This window comes from Roseibium album, from assembly GCF_965233825.1.
Taxonomy (GTDB): domain Bacteria; phylum Pseudomonadota; class Alphaproteobacteria; order Rhizobiales; family Stappiaceae; genus Roseibium; species Roseibium album.
On record NZ_OZ247583.1, the window covers coordinates 2,133,323 to 2,155,290 of the forward strand.

General features: G+C 53.4%; 15 protein-coding genes. 10 read left to right on the forward strand and 5 right to left on the reverse strand.

Going from position 1 to position 21,968, the window contains the following annotated elements; genetic code table 11:
* Positions 1-16: 16 nt before the first annotated feature.
* The 3 genes from ACO6TI_RS09975 to ACO6TI_RS09985 all read left to right on the forward strand — a co-directional run bounded on the left by ACO6TI_RS09975 (position 17) and on the right by ACO6TI_RS09985 (position 7,877).
* A complete protein-coding gene (locus tag ACO6TI_RS09975; RefSeq protein WP_422385306.1) occupies positions 17-3,793 on the forward strand; it encodes a FecR domain-containing protein in 3,777 nt (1,258 codons plus the stop codon).
* 64 nt (positions 3,794-3,857) lie between these two features.
* Positions 3,858-7,031 carry a CHAT domain-containing protein gene (locus tag ACO6TI_RS09980; protein ID WP_422384864.1) on the forward strand — a complete coding sequence of 1,058 codons (3,174 nt, stop codon included), beginning with the start codon at positions 3,858-3,860 and terminating at the stop codon, positions 7,029-7,031.
* Between the two features lie 39 nt (positions 7,032-7,070).
* The gene (locus ACO6TI_RS09985) at positions 7,071-7,877 is read left to right on the forward strand and encodes a glycoside hydrolase family 19 protein (protein ID WP_422384865.1); all 807 of its coding nucleotides are present in this window, start codon (positions 7,071-7,073) and stop codon (positions 7,875-7,877) included.
* A 938-nt stretch (positions 7,878-8,815) separates the two neighbouring features.
* Here the strand turns inward: ACO6TI_RS09985 and ACO6TI_RS09990 are convergent.
* The 5 genes from ACO6TI_RS09990 to ACO6TI_RS10010 form a co-directional block, all read right to left on the reverse strand.
* Positions 8,816-9,040: a hypothetical protein gene (locus tag ACO6TI_RS09990; RefSeq protein WP_055111745.1), complete on the reverse strand. Its 225-nt coding sequence runs from the start codon at positions 9,038-9,040 to the stop codon at positions 8,816-8,818.
* A 207-nt stretch (positions 9,041-9,247) separates the two neighbouring features.
* The gene (locus ACO6TI_RS09995; RefSeq protein WP_055119700.1) at positions 9,248-10,207 is read right to left on the reverse strand and encodes a sugar-binding transcriptional regulator; all 960 of its coding nucleotides are present in this window, start codon (positions 10,205-10,207) and stop codon (positions 9,248-9,250) included.
* 37 nt (positions 10,208-10,244) lie between these two features.
* Positions 10,245-11,708, reverse strand: a complete 1,464-nt coding sequence (locus ACO6TI_RS10000; RefSeq protein WP_422384866.1) for an FGGY family carbohydrate kinase — start codon at positions 11,706-11,708, stop codon at positions 10,245-10,247.
* Positions 11,709-11,711: 3 nt separating this feature from the next.
* A complete protein-coding gene (locus ACO6TI_RS10005; protein WP_055119704.1) occupies positions 11,712-12,671 on the reverse strand; it encodes a transketolase family protein in 960 nt (319 codons plus the stop codon).
* Complete coding sequence (locus ACO6TI_RS10010) at positions 12,668-13,489, reverse strand: transketolase (RefSeq protein ID WP_108873424.1); 822 nt, start codon at positions 13,487-13,489, stop codon at positions 12,668-12,670. Before ACO6TI_RS10010 ends, ACO6TI_RS10005 begins: the two co-directional genes overlap by 4 nt.
* A 222-nt stretch (positions 13,490-13,711) precedes the next feature.
* Here ACO6TI_RS10010 and ACO6TI_RS10015 point away from each other — a divergent pair, with 222 nt between their 5' ends.
* The 7 genes from ACO6TI_RS10015 (at position 13,712) to ACO6TI_RS10045 (ending at position 21,679) form a co-directional block, all read left to right on the forward strand.
* Positions 13,712-14,674, forward strand: a complete 963-nt coding sequence (locus tag ACO6TI_RS10015) for an ABC transporter permease (RefSeq protein WP_055119854.1) — start codon at positions 13,712-13,714, stop codon at positions 14,672-14,674.
* A gap of 95 nt (positions 14,675-14,769) precedes the next feature.
* Positions 14,770-15,711, forward strand: a complete 942-nt coding sequence (locus ACO6TI_RS10020) for a substrate-binding domain-containing protein (protein ID WP_029062047.1) — start codon at positions 14,770-14,772, stop codon at positions 15,709-15,711.
* A 27-nt stretch (positions 15,712-15,738) separates the two neighbouring features.
* Positions 15,739-17,244, forward strand: coding sequence for a sugar ABC transporter ATP-binding protein (locus tag ACO6TI_RS10025; RefSeq protein ID WP_282045450.1), 1,506 nt, complete (start codon positions 15,739-15,741; stop codon positions 17,242-17,244).
* A gap of 33 nt (positions 17,245-17,277) precedes the next feature.
* Entirely contained in the window at positions 17,278-18,057 is a 780-nt protein-coding gene (locus ACO6TI_RS10030) for an SDR family NAD(P)-dependent oxidoreductase (RefSeq protein WP_196880311.1), read from the forward strand.
* Positions 18,058-18,084: 27 nt separating this feature from the next.
* Positions 18,085-18,876, forward strand: coding sequence for an SDR family oxidoreductase (locus ACO6TI_RS10035; protein ID WP_055119710.1), 792 nt, complete (start codon positions 18,085-18,087; stop codon positions 18,874-18,876).
* Positions 18,877-19,473: 597 nt separating this feature from the next.
* Positions 19,474-21,270: a heparinase II/III domain-containing protein gene (locus ACO6TI_RS10040; RefSeq protein ID WP_422384867.1), complete on the forward strand. Its 1,797-nt coding sequence runs from the start codon at positions 19,474-19,476 to the stop codon at positions 21,268-21,270.
* Entirely contained in the window at positions 21,254-21,679 is a 426-nt protein-coding gene (locus ACO6TI_RS10045; protein ID WP_159100677.1) for a hypothetical protein, read from the forward strand. Before ACO6TI_RS10040 ends, ACO6TI_RS10045 begins: the two co-directional genes overlap by 17 nt.
* Positions 21,680-21,968 lie beyond the last annotated feature (289 nt).

A 21,968-nucleotide genomic window follows, 5' to 3' on the forward strand; every position in this document is an offset into this window, starting at 1 on the left:
TGGAGGCGTTTTGAAGATGACTTTCCGGCAAAAGAGAACTTCCTTTATGTCCGCCGTTTCTGTGGGGGCGCTGGTTGCAGCTGCGCTGCTGGTGGCGCCTGTTGTCGTGGGGGGGCCGGCAGAGGCCGCCGTGGTCAAGAGCGTGAAAGGCAAGAACGTCACCTCGCGCCGTATTACCGCCCCGAGCAACAACGTTACCGAAGTGCTGCTTGAAGACGGAACGGTGATTACCCTGTCGCCGGGCGCCAGCATCGATATCGTCTCCTTCACCTACAATGGCGGCAATGACGGTTCGCTGAGGCTGAAGATCAATAACGGCACGGTTCGGATATCCGGCGGTCTGGCGAACAACCGGAACACCTTCACCATCGAAACGCCCCAGGCGAGCATTGCGCTTGACGCCGGAACGGCGCTCGTTGCCGTCAGCGGTGGTGAGACAAAAGCACATCTGCTGAATGGCGCGGGCTTCACCTTCACGAGCAACAACCGGAGCAAGCGGATCTTCCGTCCCGGCTTCAAGACGACGTCCAATGGCGGCAGCCCGACACGGCCGGCACGTGTGGATCAAAGGGAAATCCAGAACGATCTTGCTCTCCTGAAGATCAGCGTGGTCCCGGTCCGGGTTCTGCCGCGCGCTAGTGCAGGCAACAATCAGACCGCGAACGGCCTGCCGCCTGCGGGGCCCGATGACGACAACATCACGACCGGCAGCATCAATTCGTCTTCCTCACAACAGCAGCAATCCGGCGATCCGGGTCTCGCCGACGAGCCTGTCAATCTGGCGGCGGCTGATGAGGAAGACGGTACAAACGGGTTCGATGATCCGGTCAACGTGAACAATCCGATTACAGTTGATGACCAGACGGGGCAGGTGACGCCGGTTATCCCGACGCCTGCAGCGGTTGGGCCAGTGATTGCAGAACCGCCGCAAATTTCGCTTTTAAGTGTGAGCTTCGACAATATAGCCAACGGCAGTAATTTTGATGCCTCCCAAGTCACAAGCAATCGGGCCAGTCTAAACAACATTACTCTTCTAGATGTGTTTATAAACGATCAATTTACAGTAATGGGCTCTACTGTAAGGGCTAGTTTTGATCCGAATTCAGAGCTTGTTTTATTTCGAAATTATTTAGAAAATACAGAAGATTTTTACAAGAAACGCAACGGAAGTCTACTAAACGATATTAATAGTGCTACCACTGCGTCGACCACAAATAGAAGTTTGGTCTTTTTGAACAGTGGGGGTGGCGGGTTTTCCAATGACGACTTGACGGTAGATAAATTGCAGTCGGCTCTTGGGCCTGGGGGTTTTGTGCAATCCGATTCACTTGGCGCTGGATTTGCCAATACTGGCATCGGGATTGAAACCGAAGGTTTGTTCTCAATCGTGATGTCAGGTCAACCTAGACCTGTTGACGCAAAAATTGAAGGGACGAGTATTTTTACCGGGAAGAATATCTATCAATACAACGAAGAAAAACCGCCATTTTATCCAGATATAGTTGAAATATATGCTGCGGAAGGGGGCGATTCTTTTGGCAATTCTGCTGAACTTTTTTTAGTTGGAGGCGATCTAGATGAGCGGTACAGAGGAAAAATATTGACTTCTGGAATTGGAGAAAAAATTTCTCCTGTTTTCATCAGAGATGCAATCACGACGCAGATAGATTTAGAGAACGCAAATCTGCTCGGGAATTCGATAAATCCAATAGTAGCCTATAAAACTGACTTAGTATTCAATGAAGACAAATTTATATTTACAGACACGATTGGGTTATTTGAGGATGCTATTGGAAACAACATAGTGGTTGGGTACGGTGATTTGAATGGTGCAGTCAAGGAATTGTCTGGCACGCAAAGCTCGGCCATCGCAAACGAGATTGAAACTACACAAGATTTTGATGCTAACGCGCGAGTTATTCGCTACTTTTTAAGTCCGGGTCTGGATTCGATACAATTCAAATTCGACGACGAAGGGTTCCCAGTTAGCTCGGCAAATAGCCTTTCTCTTAATCCTAAAGCCAACGGTCATTCAATTTTGGGGGCGACGTCTGATCTGTCCCCCTTGATTTCCAGTGGCATTCGTGGGTTTCAGAGTTTCGAAACATTCAGGGCAGGAAAGCAAGAGCAAGTCGTTGACACAGGGATTTTGGTAGTGTCACCAGAAGGTGATGAAAAATTTCATCGCCCAAGCGTGTTTGCGCATTTCGATTTTCTTGTAAACGAAACCGGCGAGGGCCAAGGTCGCATACAAGACTCTTCGATTTCTGCAACGATTGGCCAATTGAGTTACGTTTTCACGCGCCAAGAGAATGGCAAAACCGTCATTCTGAATTCGCAAACAGAACTACAAAAGATCACAGATTCTGACGCCGTTGTTTCGGCAGATGTTTTTGCTGCAGGTCGCACAGTTGGTTCGACATCGGGCAAACTAACTGCTGATGCACGAGAAGGATCGGTTTCTTTTACGTCTGGTATCTTCAGCACTGCCGCTGGAGGGGGCAACCCGGCTTCACCTGGCGACGGAGGGCTTGGCTTTCTGGTGCTTGAGAACTTCGGTGAATTTGGCAACGAAATTACAGAAGTGGTCTCTGATGGAGTGAAATTGTCCGAAGAGCTTGGCGTGCCTACAGATAATGTCATTCCTGGCGGAGCTGAGTTTGCCGTAGGAACAGGCCCCGAAAGAGATTTCCAATACGGGTTGCTTCGTTTAGCGACTGCAGTCGGTGGCTTGAACCTTGATTTCACCGAAAACGTTGGACACGATCCTCGGAGCTTTACTAAACCGGCTGAGCTTAACGAGGCAGCAGACAAGGGAATTGTCGCAGAAGGATTCGCAGTTGGCGTCGTTGAAAGCTCTAGTAATCCTGATAAGCCTGCAGATGGCGTTGTCAGCATCTCATCAGTTTATAGTGTGACGTCGCAGAATGGGATATTTTCAACTTCCAACTCAGAGGGATTTAACACTGTACCGAATTTAACGATTTACCAGGCGGATGGCGACATCAATACCATCGGCGGAACTGTCGACTTGAACATGTTCGCTGAAGACGCGGCGGTTACGATTAATCTAGGCACAAAGAGTGAAGTCCCGACTGCTCAGGCCAACGCAGCTGGGAGCGTCTACATCTCCAACAGCCTTTTCGCGCTTTCCTCACAGTTTGACGTGATGAATTTCAACCGAGGTTATTCAATTGGTGATGAAGATGACGTGACCAAAAGCCAAGAGAATATAACCTTTGTATCAAGCGACTTTGTCAAGGAAGGTTTGCCAAGCAACAATTCTGAGTTCGAAGCTGCCCGCACCAAGGATTACAAACACGTGCAGTGGGGATTTTTCTTCGGTGATGCGTTTGATGAGAAAGGTAATGCACACCACGTTCATATGGGCACGTTCGCGACCGGTGCACCTGTTGATGGTGGCTTTAAAGGCAAAGGAACTGTGCGCTACGACGGCCACTTGATCGGGAACGTAAAATACAATGACAACACCTATGTTGCGAGTGGTACGTTCACCGACACATTTGATTTTGCGACTAGAAGAGGTAGTACCGCTGTTCAATTTGACGGTCGCAATTTCGACGGACTTAGCGGTAGTCCTGAAGGCTCAGCCGCTTACGCAAGCACTGTAAAGTCCGCAGATAACTTCACAGGTACACTTTCGGGAAATTTTGTAGGCGGTTTGAATTCCTCAGGAACACCGAATGGTCTTGCTGGTCAGTTTGCGATCGGAAATGGCGGCAACTACAACGCGGTGGGCACGTTCGCGGCTGATGGCACCGTAGTGAAATAACTTTTGAAGACATTCGGACGGGTCGCGTGAACAAATGATCGGTGCATGGAAACGGTCATGCCTTTTGGCATCTCTTCTTGCGGTCTGCATCCTTTGTGCGGCGGGCAGCAGCGCGAACGAGCAAGATCCGAGCGTTCGGTTCCTTTCCGCACTCAAGACCGTTGAAGAAGGGCGTGAGCAGGCGACACGCGGGCAGATACCTAAGGCAATTTCGCTTTATGAAAGTGCACTGTCTGTTATGGCTTCACTGGCAGGGAATCGTCACTGGACCGTGGCAATCGTCGAGAACGACCTGGCAAAAGCCCATTTGCAAGCGCGCAGTCTTGAGGCGGCGAAACTCCATACCCTACGAGCCCTTTCGATTGTCGATGACGGAACCGTCAAGCAGGCCGATCATGCTCAGTTTCTGCTGACAGCCACAAAGGTCGCCATTGCGCAAGCTGATTGGCCAGCCGCCCAGCGTTATTTGGACAATGCATCTGTTCTCGACGTCGTTCGTTTGCAGCCGGACCTGGGACTGCAGCTCGCTTTTACGACCGCAACGTTTCATTTCCACAGGAACGAATTCACGGATGCAGTTCGAATGTTTGACGATGCGTTGGGCTATCTCGACATGTCTACGCAGCAGAATGCCTTGATGAAGTGCCGCATCCTCTTGGACACGCTGAAGGCTCGTTTGCGATTGTCACAGGTCGATCGGGTCAAAGCTGAGCTCGGAACTCTCAAACAGCGGCCGTTTTTTGCAATTTGCTCTCAAGATCAAAGTCTCAAGATTGGTACCGAGTTTCTCAACGCCGAACTGGCCTTTTTCGAGATGCGTATTGCCGATCATGACGCCGCTCTGGCTAAGCTAAAGTCGCTTGTCGACCAGATCCCAGAGAGCGAAGAAGCAGTTAAATTCTTGAACCAGTCCGCAAGCACTGCGATGTTCTCTGGCGACTATGTCAACGCGGAACGCAAGTTTCTGGCGGCACTGGAAGCGGCCGAACTTATATTCTCTGATCGCGCCACCAATCTTGGTACGATCTTTCACAATCTCGGGCTGGTCTACCAGGAACTTGGCGACCTTGAACTGAGTGATCGGTTTTACGGGCGCGCTATAGAAGTGTTCTCAAGTGTCGACGATGGGCAAAATGATGCACTGGCCGGGACCCTTGCCGAGCGATCCCGGCTTAGGCGTCTCCAGGGTCGACTGGACGATGCCGAGCAAGACAGCAGCACCAGCTTGGCTATTTCACAACAGGTATCCTCAGGTGTTTCTGATCACCGGTTCGCGCTCAGGTGGAACGGGCATGGCCGGGCGCTTTACGAGCAGGGGAGAACGGAGGAAAGCATCGAGTCCTTCGAAAAATCGGTCGACTATTTTTCGAAGGTCGAAGGGGACGTTTCAATTGACGAAATCCCGGTTCTGACCAATCTGGCGGAGGCCAAGACCGATATTGGAGATCTTGAGGCTGCCGAAAGACATGCGGATCGTGCCCGTGAACTGACCGCCGCACTGAACAGGAGGTTCCCAACCGCCTTTCACAATATTTCCGCCGTCAGGGCCAAACTGCTTGCAGCGCAAGGGCAGTGGGACGAAGCCTCGTCAGAGATGCACAGGAATCTGGTGCTCCACGAACGGCGCCTGAAGCAGGTCTCCCGGCGTCCGACCTATAGCAACGAGTTCGCCACGAACCTGGTTCGGGACGATGTGGAAAGGTATCTGGAGATTGCTGCAGCGTCCGTCGCAAGTGGCGGGCCACCGATAAACCTTGATGATCTGTTCTTCGCATTTCAGCTTCCGCTGTTCTCGACCGCATCGGAGGCCGTGAGACAGGTCGCCGTCGGCGCGCAGGTGCAGTCCGCGGAACTGAAAAGCGCGTTGCAAGAGCGCGGTTCGATTTCGCGCGACATTCGAACCCTGTCCAAATCCTTTTCCCATAATGTGCGGAACTTTGGTGTTGCCTATACAACTGAGGCAACGACCCGGTTCACCGAGCGCCTGAATGTCCTGGAAAGCCGCCTCGAGGCGATCGATCGGATGATCGAGGTCACCTACCCGGAATTTGCAGCCTATTTTTCACCGCGTATCCGAACTGTGCAGGAAACACAGGACCAGATTTCACCGGAGCAGGGTGTCGTTTCGACCTTTCTCGGCAAGGAAGGCCTCTATGTTTTGCTGATCACGAAGGAGACGGTGCTTTTCAACCGCTCCCAATGCGACCCGATACTCGTCACAAGCCTCGTCGAAAACATCCGCGCGACACTCAGAATAGAAAAGACGTTCGATGCTAAGTCTTCGCATGGTCTTCAGCAGTGTGTTTTTTCCGGCATCCAGGATGCGCTGGAAGCTGTCGACGAGATCTTGTATGTCGCCGATGCGCAGTTGCAGGGCATCCCGCCCTCCATCCTCGTTAGCAGGATCGACACTGACGCCGTTCGCAAAAACACCTTCATGCTGGAGCGCTGGCTGATGACGACGGTGCCTGCGGTCGACATTCTGTTTGTCGGCCGCCAGACAAGCGCGTCGGCAAAAGAATCCATGCGCTCCATCGGGTTCGGAAACCCTTACTATAAGACGCGCGATGACCAGGACGGGAAGCGTGGCACGGTCGCGGGATCGGCGAACCGTGAGCCGGGCGTCTACTATCTCGATGGCGTGAACATCCCGGAACTGCCCTTCACCGAAGAGGAACTGATCCACATCGAGAACTTGCTGGGGTTAGAGAACACGACCACCCTGCTGGGACGCGAGGCTTCCGAGACGACGGTCAAGGAGACCGACTATGGCGCGTTTGACGTGGTCTATTTCGCGACACACGGAGTTCTCGCATACGAAGTTCCCGAAATTCAGGAACCTGCTCTGTTGCTCAGTCGGCCAGACTTTCCGACGCGCGAGGACGACGGTGTCCTGCTCGCAAGCGAAATCGCTGCGCTCAGCATGGATGTCGATCTCGTGGTTCTGTCGGCATGCAACACAGCCGGTTCAAGCGGACGTCCAGGGGCTCCAGGCTTCTCAGGGCTCGTCCGCTCGTTCTTTCACTCGGGAGCGAAGACCGTCCTGGCGAGCAACTGGTACATCTCAGATGTGGGAACGGCAATCTTGCTGCCACGGATTATCTCGCGCCGGCTCGAGGCGCCTGAAAAGTCGATCAACGAGGCGCTGCGCCAGGCCATGCTCGATCTCCTGAACAGTGAAGAAGAAGATCTCAGGCACCCGGCGATCTGGGGACCGTTTGTTGCTATTGGGACCTGATCGGGATGTGGTTGGATTTTAACACGGAGTTTCGACGCGATGACAGATTCAACTAATATGAAAGCTAGGGCTTCCAAGCATAAAACTGGCGATAAAGTGCTAAAAAACAAAAATTACATTTTTGATAGAAAGAGGTTCTTCGAGAAATACAGAAATGAATTTGGGAGAATTAAAAACAGTAAGTTGGTAGCGAATATCGAAACGTTCCTAAGCTTTATTGAAAAAGATCGCAGTTACAATTCGATAACAGAAATTGCCTATGTGATGGCGACCGTGAAACATGAAACCGGGCACACTTTTAAACCGGAAAGGGAGAAGTACAACGGTAAGAAGAGCGAATATTTTGGAGAGAAGTACGGTCCGGCTGTTTACAAGAATGGCAAGAAAGTCTCCGGTCACAAAGATGCACAAAGGATGCTACACGTCAGCAAGGTAGACGGAGCAAAATACTACGGACGCGGATATGTGCAGATAACGTGGAAAAGAAACTATCAAGATCTCGGCAGAAGTTGCAACATTGCGGGACTGGTTGAAGATCCAGACAAAGCCTTAGAGCCCAAAAATGCCTATTGCATACTGGCTCAGGGAATGCAGAAGGGCCAATTCCGACCGCCACACAAATTGGAGGACTTCTTCGGGAACGAAAAAAGCAATTATGAGGAGGCCCGAGACATTGTGAATGCAAATGGTGATAAAAAGGAGTTGATCGCCGGATACGCAAGGCAGTTCGAGGAAATACTCAAATTCTCTTTCGGGCAGCCAGCTCAGAATGCGCCCAATCTGAACGACAAATCTCACGTCAAAACAACGCCCGCGGAAACGCCGGCTGCTGATGTTGTCCCGTAACATAGCACCAGCGTTGCGAATTATCGGAGTTTTGTTGCGCTAATTTACTTCATCAAAACCAACACTTGCCCAAGACTAATGCCGGGATTGAGTTAGTATATTAGAGATGGCATTTTCATGCCGCGGTGTCCAATACGGGTTGCCATTCACACGCGGGTTCGTGCGAAAAGACAAATTTGTGCATCAAGTTATGGCCAGAGTTTCTCGTGTTCTTTTTTCACCAAGGAAAATTTCTTGGATTTTGACGTTAGAGACAAATAATTGGTAAGAAAAGTTGGTCTTTCTGTTGGTCTTAGGAAAATCGAACTAAAGAATTCTCATATTAAATAATAACTTATATCGAAAATCACATGCCTCTCCTGGCACCATCACTCTTCAAGAGTGTTTCCCGCCAAATACTTAAGCCTGATCAAGGCGTTGTGGTCATCGCAGTGTTTGACCTTGCTGTCTTGTCTTGCAAGCCCAGTGCAGCGCAAAGGGCTTCGTTTTCAGCAATTCGTGAAACATGATCTTGTGGGTCATCCGCAGTGTACATCAGTGTACATCGTCTGTTTCCGGTAACTCATTTAATCAGCACCGTGTCCGCTCCACAAACCGGCATCATGCGGATACAACGTGTACCGATCTGGTGCCTACTCCGCGTTAAACAGTTCTCCGCTCTCATTGACCTGGAGAACGCCAGCGGGCTGCACGCGTGCCGGATTCAAGACACGAAAATGCTGACTGTCCTCTGCCTCGAAATTCGAGGCAGAGGACAGTCAGATTTGCCGGATGATGGACTTGTTCGGAGGAAGGACACTCAATGATGTCCTTTCCTGTATTGGATAGACTGGTGAAGCCGGGAGCAGGTCCGGTGCGGGTGGCTGGTATGCCCTTGTTTGCCCTTGTGTGCCTGCGGTCTTCTTTCTCAGGCTAGAGCGCATCCATTGAATGTTGGATCATTTGACCGGCGCGCTTTCTTCGGCTGCCCAGGCGGCTTGTGTGCAGCGGTGTACCCCACCACAAGCGCAAGCCAACGCAGTCAGCGGGAGAAAGAGCCCGGCCCTTCGGGTGCCGGAAAGCAGCGCATCGGCAGCGTTGCGCCACTTGACCGATGCACCGCATCGCCCTTCGTGACGCGCCTTGCCGAGTGACCTGCTTTCCGGCATCAAACGAACCAACATTCAATGGATGCGCTCTAGGTGATATTCCCCTCCGGCGGCAAAAGCCCGAGAGCGACATTCATGCGAACGTGTCAGCAGATCTTGTGAATGTAAAATGCCGACAGCGAAGGTTCGCATAGCTGAGTGTGGACAGCCTGACCTTGTTCCGCTGCATGTTTGAGTTTCCGGGCAATGATAAAATCCGCCCTTCGCGAGCCGGCGGCAATATCAGGGTTCGGACCCGACCAGTCGCCGGGCGGTGAACTTGTCGGTGATGAGAATATCGATGACGCCCGTTTTCAATGCGGCGCGGATCGCCCTCGTCTTGGATTGTCCGCCAGCAAGCGCGATAACACGGTCAACTTCCGAATGCTCCTCCAGGGTCATCCCGATGACACGTTGATCCAGGGGTGTTTTCACGTAGTTTCCGTCGGCATCAAAGAAACGCAGGCTAATTTCTCCCACGCCACCGGCTTCCTTTACCTCCGTCAATTCACGCGATGAAAACACGTTACCGCTGCGCGCAAGCATGGTTGAGGGTTCAATCGAACCGATGCCGACAATGGTCAGGCTGAGTTTCCTGAACAGATCCATGGTTTCGCGCACATAAGGATCGCTCAAAAGGACAAGCTTGGCCTCCCGCGACTGGGCAACACCGGGGGTGTTCAGAAGATGCGCTTCTGCGCCCGTCAGTCTTGCCAGCCGTGTTGTCAACTGGTTGGCATGGGCCTGTACCCTTGGATCCCCGACACCACCCATGGTCTGAACCACGTAGCGGGCCTTGCCGTTTTTCATGGGATGAATGTTGTCGACCATTTTCAAAATGGTTTCGGACCAGCTGGAAACACCAATGATTTCGCCGGTCTGGAGCGTGGCTTCCAGAAAATGCGCAGCCGCCTCGCCAATTCGGGACATGATCGCGCCATCACGGTCTTCCGAACATTCAACAACGAACGCTTCGGACAGATCAAAGTCCGCTCTCAGCTGTGCCTCGAGGTCACCATATGTACCTGACGGAGAAACAACCGTTGTGCGGACGATTTCCTCTTCCTGTGCCCGTTTCAGCATGCGGGAGACCGTAGCTTGCGAGATCCGCAGATGCGAGGCAATCGCGGCCTGACGCTGACCTTCGACATGATACATCTGAGCGACGCGGGATATCATGCGAAGCTCATTTAGTCGGGACATCTGTTGTTTCCTGCAGTCAGTTTTGAATAAATATTCACTACACTCTAAGAGTGCTGCGGGCAATCGCGTTTCTCCACATCGCGATGAGCGCGTCGCAGTCGCCCGGTGGCATGCGGGGCGGAATCTCCGCCTTGTGACGAGGGAGTTTTGAAATCGCGTCGATATCGGGCCAGAATCCAGTCGCCAGGCCCGCCAGATAGGCGGCTCCCAGTGCGGAAAGCTCGGTATCGGTGCCCGGCAGGACCGGCCGTTTTGTCAGGTCGGCCACGATTTGCATCAGGAAGGGATTTCCGCTTGGTCCTCCGTCGACATAAAGGTGTCCAATGTTGCTGGACGTGTCTTCCATGATTGCAAGGACATCGCAGACCTGAAAAGCCATGCTCTGGACGGCGGCCAATGCCACATGTTCCCGGCCGGCCGCAAACGACAGTCCGCTGATCAGCCCTCGTGCATGCGAATCCCAGTGGGGCGAGCCCAGTCCCACATGGGCCGGCACCAACGCAACTTCCTTCGTGTCAGAGACGGTTGCAGCAAGATCCAGCAACTCATCGACGCTTTTCAGGCCCAGGAGTTCTGCCGTCCAGGGCAGGATCGACGCACTCACCAGGATGTTGCCTTCAAAGGCGAAGGTTGGGACCTTGTTGATCGACCATGCGATTGTTGTCGTAATGCCTTGTGGCGGAGCAAGAAATTCCGACACCGTAGTCATTACGGACGACCCGGTACCGAAGGTTATTTTTCCATCGCCGATGGCAAACGCTCCATGACCGAACAGGGCAGCATGGGAATCCCCGATCGCCGAGGCGATTGGAATGCCGTCCGGGATGACTTCAGCGCCTTGTGTTTTCCCGAAGACATGGGACGAGTCATGCACTGCCGGCAACATGTCCTGATCGATGCCGAACAAGTCACACAATGCAGGATCCCATCGTGCCTCAGCCAGATTGTACAATTGTGTCCGGGCAGCGTTGGAACTGTCGGTGACGTGGAGCGCGCCTCCGGAAAACTTCCAGATCAACCAGCTGTCGACAGTGCCGATACAGGTTTCCCTTTCCGCAGATGGATAATGCCGTAGCAACCAGGCCGCCTTGGTGGGGGGGAAGAGCGGATCAAGAGGCAAGCCGGTTCGGGTGATCACGTCGGCCTCGTGCCCGTCGGCTTTCAACGTGTCACATTCCTCCGCCGTGCGGCGGCATTGCCACGTGATGACGGGCCCGAAGGGCTCACCGGTTCTCTTGTCCCAGGCCAGGATGGATTCACGCTGGTTTGAAATGCCCAGGGCTGTGACTTCAGCGTCGGGCGCCTTGTTCAGGCAACTCGTGACAGCCTGTTGTGTCGCCTGCCATATCGCATTGGCGTCTTGTTGCACCCAGCCCGGTTTTGGATGTTCGATAGGAACAGGCTCGGATCCGCCCGCGATGATGCTGCCGTTCTCATCAATCAAGATCGCCTTCGAATTCGTCGTACCTTCATCGATTGCAAGAATCACCTGGCGTGCCATCTGTTATCCTTTTCGGCGCAACAACTCCCTGGCGCTGTCTGCAATACTTTCCGCAGCCATCCCGAATTCGTCGAGCAGGAAATTTGCGGACCCCGTGGGAGCGAAGACACCGGGGACACCCAACCGTTTCATTGGGACCGGGTGATGGTCAACGACAACTTCCGCGACAGCACTCCCGAGGCCGCCGAAGATAGTGTGCTCCTCACATGTCAGGATCGCACCTGTTTCCGATGCGGCTGCGATAATTTCATCGGTGTCGATAGGGCGGACGCAGGCCATGTTTATCACTCTGCAGGAAATTCCATGGTCCGCCAGCAACTGTGCTGCGTTCAAGGCACGGTGTGCCAGGACACCATTGGCAATCAGGGTGACATCACCACCCTCGCGCAGCCTGTTCGCCTTGCCGGGTTCAAACACATGGCCGGCCGGTAACAGATCAGGAACCCCGACCCTGCTGAGTCTCAGAAAGCAGGGCCCTTCATTTTCTGCCGCCCATTTCACCGCAGCGGCGGTTTCAATGCGGTCCGCCGGGGCAATCACCGGTACATTCGGCAGGGCGCGTATCCATGCGAAATCTTCAATCGAATGGTGCGTTGCGCCCAATTCTCCATAGGCCATGCCGGCGCTGATGCCCACGAGTTTGACGTTGGCTTCCGAATAGGCCACATCCGCTTTGATCTGTTCCAGCGCGCGGCCGGTCAGGAACGGTGAGGCACCGCAAACGAAAGGCGTCTTGCCACCGTTGGCAAGGCCGGCGCCAACACCCACCATGTTCTGCTCTGCGATACCGACATTGATCAGCCGGTCCGGAAACTTGTCCCTGAAATTGCCCAGCTTGGAAGAGCCGACGGAATCGTTGCAAACGGCAACAATATTGTTGTCCGCCTCTCCCAGAGCTTCCAGGGTCGATACAAATGCATCGCGGCAGTCGTGCAGTTTGGAGGTTTCAATCGGAGCACTCATGACAGCGCCTTTTCCAGCTCGCTCATGCCCTGGCGGAATTGTTCCTCATTGGGAACCTTGTGGTGCCAGGCCACATTGTCCGTCATGAATGAAATGCCCTGTCCCTTGTTGGTGTGGGCCACGACACATTTCGGTTTGCCAGGTTCTGTTGTTTCCGGTGCCAGTGCCTTGCAGATCTGCTTCATGTCGTGGCCATCTATTTCTTCAACCATCCAGCCAAAGGCTTCAACTTTCGGAGCAATCGGCGCAAGATTGTTGGTATCGGCCACTCTGGCACCCTGCTGCAGCCGGTTGTGATCGATGATCAGCGTCAGGTTGTCCAGTTTGAACTGGGCGGCTGCCATGATGGCTTCCCAATTGGAGCCCTCCTGCATTTCCCCGTCACCGGTAATCACGAATACCCGCCAGCTGTCACCGTTCAGCTGCGCAGCTTTCGCCATTCCGACTGCAACGGGCAGTCCATGACCCAGCGGCCCAGTGTTTGTTTCAACTCCGGGTACCTTGGTCCGGTTCGGATGACCGTTCAGCCGTGAGTGAGGTTTCAGGAATGTCGCAATCTCGCTTTCCGGGATAAATCCTTTTTTCGCAAGCGTGACATAAAGCGCAAGTGCGGTGTGACCCTTGCTCAATACCAGTCTGTCCCGTTGTGGATCCAGCGGTGCATCCGGATTGACAGACATGGTGTGAAAATACAGTGCGGTGAGCAGGTCTGTCACCGACATCTCTCCGCCAATATGCCCGGCACCGGCTTCGTAGACAGCCTGCAGATCACGTTTGCGGATCCAGTTTGCAATTTTGCGAAGTTCTTCGGGACTCATGCTATCCTCTGCATATTTATGCATCTATTATTTAATATGCAGAATTCCTGATTGTCAACAAGAGTGAATGCGGCAATTAGGGAATCGGGGCCGCGCTATTTTGCCATTCCCTTGCCTTGACAGGTTTTTTTCAATTTGTTACGGATATAAAGTCATTATTGCATAATTATTCTATGTCTGAATGGGGATCGGATGCAATCGACCGAAGACACGAACAGCGCGATGATCAAGGCCTCTTCCGGTTTACGCGGTGCGTTTTCGTTCGGAGGTGCGACCGGGCCGTTGATCGGGCTGATTTTACTGTGTGCATTCCTGTCCATTGCCACCGACTCCTTCCTTTCCTTCCGCAATTTTCTGAACATTCTCGACCAGATCACGGTGCTGGGCATCATGGCTGTCGGAATGACTTTTGTGATCCTGATTGCGGGGATCGACCTTTCGGTTGGCTCGGTGCTTGCGCTGTCGATGATGGTGCTCGGATTTCTCAATGTTGAAGCTGAATTGCCTATGGCCATTTCCATCGGCGGTGCACTCGTCGCATCGGCGCTTGTGGGAGTTGTGGCGGGGCTTCTGATTACCGAATTCAAGGTGCCGCCATTCATTGCAACGCTCGCGATGATGTCCATCGCACGGGGGTTGGCGAACATGATCACCAACGGATCCCAGATTATCGGCTTCCCGGCATGGTTCAACATGGGTGCCATCATTCGCCATGGCGGTGTGCTCACGACAACGGTTGCAGTAATGCTCGTCGTCTTCGTGGTGGCGCTGCTGTTCCAGCGCTACCGTGAAGGTGGCCGCATGCTCTATGCGATCGGGGGGAACCCGGAAGTCGCGAGACTTGCCGGCATCAACGTCAAGCGGGCGACAGTTCTGACATACACCGCATGTGCAGCGCTTTCCGGGCTCGCCGGTGTTCTTCTGGCAGCGCGCCTTGACGCGGTGCAGCCAAGTTCAGGCGTCGCATACGAACTCGACGCAATCGCGGCCGTCGTCATTGGTGGAACGAGCCTTGCCGGCGGCACCGGTGGTGTCGGGGGCACGATCATCGGTGTCTTGATCATAGGCGTTCTCAGAAACGGGCTGAATCTCTTGAGCGTATCACCGTTTTTGCAAGCCGTGATTATCGGCCTGGTCATCGTGCTCGCGGTCGCGGCAGAGACATTCAAGCACAGAAACAAATAAGACAGGGGCTTCGGCCTCGCGAGGAAGGCCCGTCTATCGGGTTTGTAATAGGTCCATAAGACAAAACGGGCCACCAACGGAGGAGCAGGAATTCTATGAAAACCGCATTTAAAAGCATGATTGCGGCGGCAGCGCTCGTTGCTGCAGCAGGAACCGCCTCGGCAGAAGGTGTCGGCATCAAGAAGATAGGTCTTGCAGTTCCCAACCTGCAGGCTGATTTCTTCAACCAGATCAAGCTCGGCGTGGAGGGCTATGCCGGCAAGCTCGGTATTGAAGTTATCGTTGTTGATGCCAAGAACGATACCGCCACACAGGTGAGCCAGGTTCAGGATTTGCTCACGCAAGGAATTGATGCGTTCATCTACATTCCTGCCGGGGCGGCGGCTGCTGCGGTTCCGACCCGCCTTGCGCGCGCGGAGGGTATTCCTGTCATCAACGTTGACCGTGAGCCTGAGGGCGCTCCCGGTGATACGGTTATTTATGGCGAGAACGTTCTGTCCGCGTATCAGGTTTGCGATCACATTATCGGCCTGGCTGAAGGCAAGGGAAAAATGGTCGTTATCCATGGCCAGAAAGGAACGACTCCCGAAGTTCAGCGTTTCGAGGGCTGCAAGATGGCCATCGACGAGAATCCTGGCGTCGAGCTTGTTGCTCAGCAGTGGAGCCAGCAGTGGTCACCGGACGAGGGCTTTCAGATTGCCCAGAACATGTTGCAGGCAAATCCTGATATCAGCATCATCTTTGGGCAGGCTGACGGCCTGGCCATGGGCGCTGCAAAGGCCGTCGAGGTCGCAGGCCTTGCCGATCAGATCGTGGTCGGCGGATATGACGGCGACGGTGCCGCGCTGGAGTCGCTTGTGGCGTGTGACACCCCGTTCATCGTGACTGCGACGCAAAGTACACAGGCCATGGGTGTTCTGGCGGTGAACTCTGCCATTGCGGTCGCAAATGACGCGTCGGTGCCTGCACGCCAGATTCCGAATGCCGTGCTGACAACATGCGACGACGCTGCGAAGTTTGTTGAAAAGCACCCTTAAGGCCTTTTGAGCCAACAAGGCATTAGCATGAGCAGCGCCATGACGATCGACGGCAAGAATCCGGTTCTTTCCCTTCGGAACATTCATAAATCCTTTGGATCGATTGAAGTTCTGCACGGGATCAATCTGGACGTTGCAGCCGGAGAAGTCGTGGCGCTTCTTGGCGAAAATGGCGCTGGAAAATCTACTTTGTCGAATATCATCTCCGGGACGATCCTTCCGTCGTCAGGCGAGATGACCTGGCTGGGTGCACCTTACGCACCTGCCACCCCGCGCGACGCAATTGATGCAGGGGTCGCGATGATCCACCAGGAGTTAATGCTTCTGCCGCACCTGTCGATTGCAGAGAACATCTTTGTCGGCCGATATCCCATGAAGGCAGGTCGGCTTGACCGCGGAGAAATGGATCGGCGTGCACAGGCAGGGCTGAAACGCCTCGGTCTTGAAATTTCCCCGCGCCGTCCCGTGGAAGGACTTTCGACGGCCAGTCAGCAGTTGATCGAGATTGCCAAGGCGCTGACGTTGAATGCGAAACTTCTCATACTTGACGAGCCGACGGCTGCGCTGGGCAGTGAAGAAACAAAGCTGTTGTTCGAGCAGATCGAACGATTGAAATCGGAAGGTGTCGGGATCATCTACATCTCCCACCGGCTGGAGGAGATCAAACAGATTGCCGACCGTATCGTCGTCATGCGTGATGGCGAGAAAGTTCAGGAATTCGATACTGCCGACGTTCCCATCCGCACCATAGTTGAGGCGATGGTCGGGCGGAGCATGGAGCAGATGTTCCCGCCACTGGCCAGACCAGAGGACAGCCAGGTCTTGAAAGTGTCGGGCTTGACCTCACCCACCGGCCGATTCCGGGACGTGAGTTTCTCTGTGCGAAAGGGCGAAATATTCGGCATCGCCGGACTGGTTGGAGCCGGTCGCACGGAGCTCGTTCGTTCCATAGCCGGCGCGGATCCCATTCAGACGGGAACCGTCGAGTTGAACGGGAAAGATATAACGCCGAAATCTCCCGGACAGGCAATTCGCAACGGCATCATACTGGTTCCCGAGGACCGCAAGCTTCAAGGCGTGATCCTCGATCATTCCATTCAGGAAAACATCGCCTACTCCAACTTCGAATCCGTCAGCAAATCCGGATGGATGTCGAACCGGCGGGTGAAAAAATTCGCGAGCGAAAACATCAGGAAATTTGGCGTCAAGGGAATTGGCAGCCAGATGGCCAATGAAATGTCCGGCGGCAATCAGCAGAAAATAGTCATCGCAAAATGGCTCGCCCGAAATCCGGACGTCGTTCTGCTCGACGAGCCGACCCGTGGCATCGACGTCGGAGCGCGATCTTCAATTTATGAACTGATCCACGGCCTGGCCGCGCAAGGTGTCGCGGTTGTCGTTGTAAGCTCCGATCTTGAAGAAGTGCTGGGTGTTTCCAACCGCATCATGGTCATGGCGGCCGGACGGCAGGTGGGGATCCTCGACCATTCGGAAGCAAACGACGTTTCCGTCATGGAACTGGCGACGGCCTAGTTCTCAGGCCCATAAATCAACGAAGGAATCTTCATGGAACGTTTCAAGGGCAAGACCGTCGTTGTCACCGGCGGCAACAGAGGTATCGGATTTGCCATTGCAGGCAGGTTCGCAGCTGAAGGGGCCAATGTCGTGATCGGGTCGGTCGAAGAGGCCGTCGCGGACGCAGCAGCCGAACTTTGTGCAATGGGTGCAAGGGCGGTCGGTGTTCTTTGTGATGTAACCGACCGCGATGCGGTTGTCGCGATGTATGATCGCGCAGAGCGTGAGTTCGGCTCAATCGATGTGTCTGTGCAAAACGCAGGGGTTATCACCATTGCCAGGGTCGAGGACATGACCGAGGCGGAATGGGACTTGAACCTCAACGTCAACACCAAGGGGGCATTTTTGTGTTGCCAGGAAGCCATCCGGCGCATGCGCAAGACTGGCGGTGGAAGGCTGATTAACATGGCATCCGGACAGGCCCGAGACGGATTTATATATACGCCTCACTATGCGGCTTCGAAATATGGCGTGATGGGCATGACCCAAAGCCTTGCCAAGGAAGTTGCACTCGACAATATCACCGTCAATGCGATCTGCCCCGGCATCATCAAATCCGACATGTGGGACTACAATGACCGGGTCTGGGGAAAAATGATGGGTGATTTCGGTCCGGGTGAGTTGATGGCCAGTTGGGTCCAGAACATCCCCATGAAACGGGCGGGAGAGGGCAAGGATGTCGCAGGCCTCATTGCCTTTCTGGCCAGCGAAGACGCAGACTACATCACCGGTCAGACGATCAATGTGGATGGCGGTCTGATCATGTCCTGAAGTCGTTCCTGATGGCTGGGGTATCTTATGAAAAACATCGATTTGAATGCGCCGAAACTGTTTGATCTTTCAGGCAGTGTTGCAATGGTTACAGGCGCCGGCAGCGGCATTGGACAACGCATTGCCATCGGGTTGGCCCAATGCGGTGCGGATGTCGCGCTGCTCGACCGACGCACGGATGACGGATTGGCGCAAACCGCCGAGCTCATCGCGAGAGCAGGACGAAGGTCCCTGTCGATTTCGGCCGATGTCACATCCTCAAAAGCTCTTGCCGATGCAGTGTCGCAAACCGAAGCCGGGCTGGGATCGCTTAATCTGGCTCTCAATGCGGCGGGAATTGCGAATGCCAACCCATGTGAGAACATGGAAGAGGAGCAGTACCAGACCCTCATGGACATCAACATGAAGGGTGTCTGGCTCTCCTGTCAGGCCGAAGCCAGGGCGATGATCGCCCATGGCAAGGGCGGATCAATCGTCAACATAGCGTCCATGTCCGGCGTGATCGTCAACAAGGGTCTGAACCAGGTCCACTACAACGCCTCGAAAGCAGGCGTAATCCAGATGTCGAAGTCCATGGCCATGGAGTGGGTCGGCAAGGGTATCCGAGTGAATTCCATCAGTCCCGGCTATACTGCGACTCCGATGAACACACGACCCGAGATGGTGCATCAGACAAAGGAATTCGAAGCCCAGACACCCATGGGCAGAATGGCAAATGTTGACGAGATGGTTGGCCCGGCGGTGTTCCTGCTATCGGATGCAGCTTCCTTCTGCACAGGCGTCGATCTACTGGTGGATGGCGGATTTTGCTGCTGGTAGAGCATTGCCGAACCATCAAAACCATTTTGTCGCTACGCATCCGGATTTGCTTGAAGCCTGTCCCACTGGAACCATCGCGTGAAAACACGACGGCATAGGGCCTAGCGCGCAACGAAATTCAAAGAACGGGTTGCACACGTCATCAGGCAAGAAAGTGGCGTCAACCGCAAGGATTTGTTCCAACAATGGCTTGGGAGCTCAGGTTCGTGCCGTTTGGTGTAGGTTCTCTTGTCGTTCCGATTGTATTGACAGGTGTGAAAATTTGGGCTTTTAATAAAACTAGAATATTTCATGAAGCTAACTTCACGTGATGTTGTGGTTTTTTGGGGCGGGCGATTTTATTATGACTAAATTTGTTTGGACAAAAGTAGTGTCTGCTGCCGCTTTTATTTCATCTTCGATGCTTACATCCGGTTGTATTACACAGGCGGGTTCCCCTGAGGTGACAAACAGCATTAACTCACAAAGAGCAGCCAGAGTCAGCGGCGGACAACGGGATCGCAGCAATGAGACCCGTCGCTCGGATTACTGAGATCTGGTTTGCCGAAGAAATTTCGATCGTTGTGAAACGGTGTAATATCGAAGGCGTACACCGATATGGACGCCGCTGAAATCTTTTCCCTGCAGAGTTCGGAGACAGCATTTCGCGTTCGGAAATTTGCTCAGGGCGACCCGTTTGGCGCCTTCGCGGCCGAGATTGTGGTTTCGGATGCGTTGAGGTTATTGAAGAAACCTCTGATAAAGAGGGTCTTTGAACGAAAACGTCGGGTGTTGCTGCCAACTAGCCGTTCTCTCATGCGTCGGGTAAGTGTTCTTTTTGTTGCATCCTTGCTGACGGCAAACCCTGTTTTTCGCAAAAGAGCAGTCCTGGAAATCAAAGCCGTTACAAGGTTTTCGGACTGGAACCCGTCTCATTTTCTAGATGTTGCCGAAATGGCGGCCGCGGTATCTCTGGGGCGAGTGTGGTTCGCCGGCGATATGACGGCGCTGGAGCGAGCAGCCGTCGATGAGGCGCTCGCTGCTTTTGCCATTCGCCCTGGTCGGGAGCAGTTTTCCAGATCGGAATTCTGGGTTGATGCCCATCAAAATTGGAACATCGTATGTTGTTCCGGTCTGATATTGGCGTGCACCGTGGCGCATGGCGTGCCGGAGCAGGAACGCAATGAGTTACTGGAGTTGGCGTCTTCGGCAATTCGATCCGGTTTTTCAGGTTTTCGGCCAGATGGTGGGTATTTAGAAGGGCCGTCCTATTGGGAGTTGGCACTCCGCTATTCGGTCCTGGCAACTTTGTTTCAGCCCTCGATCGAGTTACCGGAAGGAGTGCTGAAATCATGGAAATTCAGCAAGTCACTCACCTGTCCGTCGGGAGTGAGCGTGAACTACGGGGATAGCACTCTTCGCCCGAAACGCTCACCGTTTTTGGGGTGGTTGGCATTGAAGTCAGGCGATGCCGACGCTGCAGAGTGGCAACGGTCAGCACCTGGACGCCCGCATCCGTTCGACCTTGTTTGGCCGGGACCAGTTGTCAAAGCGACCACTTGCAAGACATCGCATGTGGTCGATTTCGAAGACATCGGGACCGTGATCAGGTCTTCATCCAAAGCATTACCCAATGCATTTGTGTTTCTGAAAAGGGGAAGCAACTCAGTAAATCACGCGCATTTGGATCTGGGGTCCGTTTTGTTTGAATTTGGCGGCCAGACTTTCCTGTGCGACCTGGGACGCGAGGATTACAGCCGGGAAGGCTACCTTGGCCCTGACAGGTTTTCCTATTTTCGTGCGAAAACAAAAGCGCATAACACCGTTTCCATTGGTGATGCTGACCAATCCAAAAACGCTCGGGCCCGTTCGTTGTTTAGCTACAGGCATGAAAATTACGCGATCTCAGCGATTGAAATTGAAAGCGAAGGTTCAGGACTACGCCACAGGCGCGGTGTTCTGTTGTCTGACGACGCACTGTGGATCCGGGACGAACTTGTGCCAAATCAGGCTTCGGTTTCCGGATCAAGCAAGTTAGCCGGTTCGGCAGTTTGGAGAGTTTTCACCGATGCGAAGGTCGATCAACATGGATCTGGGGCCAGATTGAGCAAGGAAGATGTCTCTCTGGAATGCAATCTGGTCCTGCCGAAAGAAAACCAAATACTATTGAGTTCTCTGGAGCCCGCTGTCGCCGGGTCCCAAAAAAGCGGCATTACATGTTTGCATGTAAACATAGAATTGATTTCGGAAGTAACTTCCATAGTCGTTTGTTTTCGGAGAAATTTAAAGAAAACAGAGCAGGAATTGTTTGCGTTAAAGGAAATAACTGAGTGGTCAAATTCCGAAAAACTGTTTGTGGCTCATGAAACCGGTGACTCCAAGCGAAAAGGGGACAAAATTGCAAGGGCTTCGTAGTTTGTTTTCTCGCCGTCCGGAAGCAGAAACAGCGGATGAGGCGAAAAGGGAATTGTGCGTTCACGACAAGAAAAAACCTGTTGTAATTGTCTCCATCTTTGCGGTCGAGCAGGAGATGATCGACGAAATTATCGCCGTAACCTCGAAAAGATATTCAAAAACAAGTCGCCTGGTATTTGTAACTGACTGCGCCGATTTTTCAGCTTTTATGAAGAGAGGAGTTGTATTCGAATATCTTCCCTCAAATATTGTGCAAAAACTGCACTCCGATACCATGCCATGGCGCACCTATTTGCAACACCGTTGGGATCTCCTGCTCTCGAAGTGGCAACCCAAGAAAATCCTCGCCTACGGTCAAAACATAGAACGTTTCATCGAGAATGCGCCTGACATCGAGTTCTCAAAATGAGCATCCAACTGGATCTGCTTTTTGTCGCAGACTGCAAGTTCGAGGGTGGAACATCCAGCGCAATAGCGACAGAGATGTTGGTTGCCGTGCGAGCGGGTTACAGGGTCGGGTTGCTCATGATCAAGGGACCCTTGTTGCCAGCCACGTTTCCCACGCACCCGGAGATCCGAAGTCTCTTGGAAAGTGGATTGGTTGAGCGGATCGATCCGACGTCCGACGTGCAAGCCGAAGCGGTGTTGGTTCATCATCCAAACATCCTGGAAAACCGACCGGTTTGCCGGCTGAACAT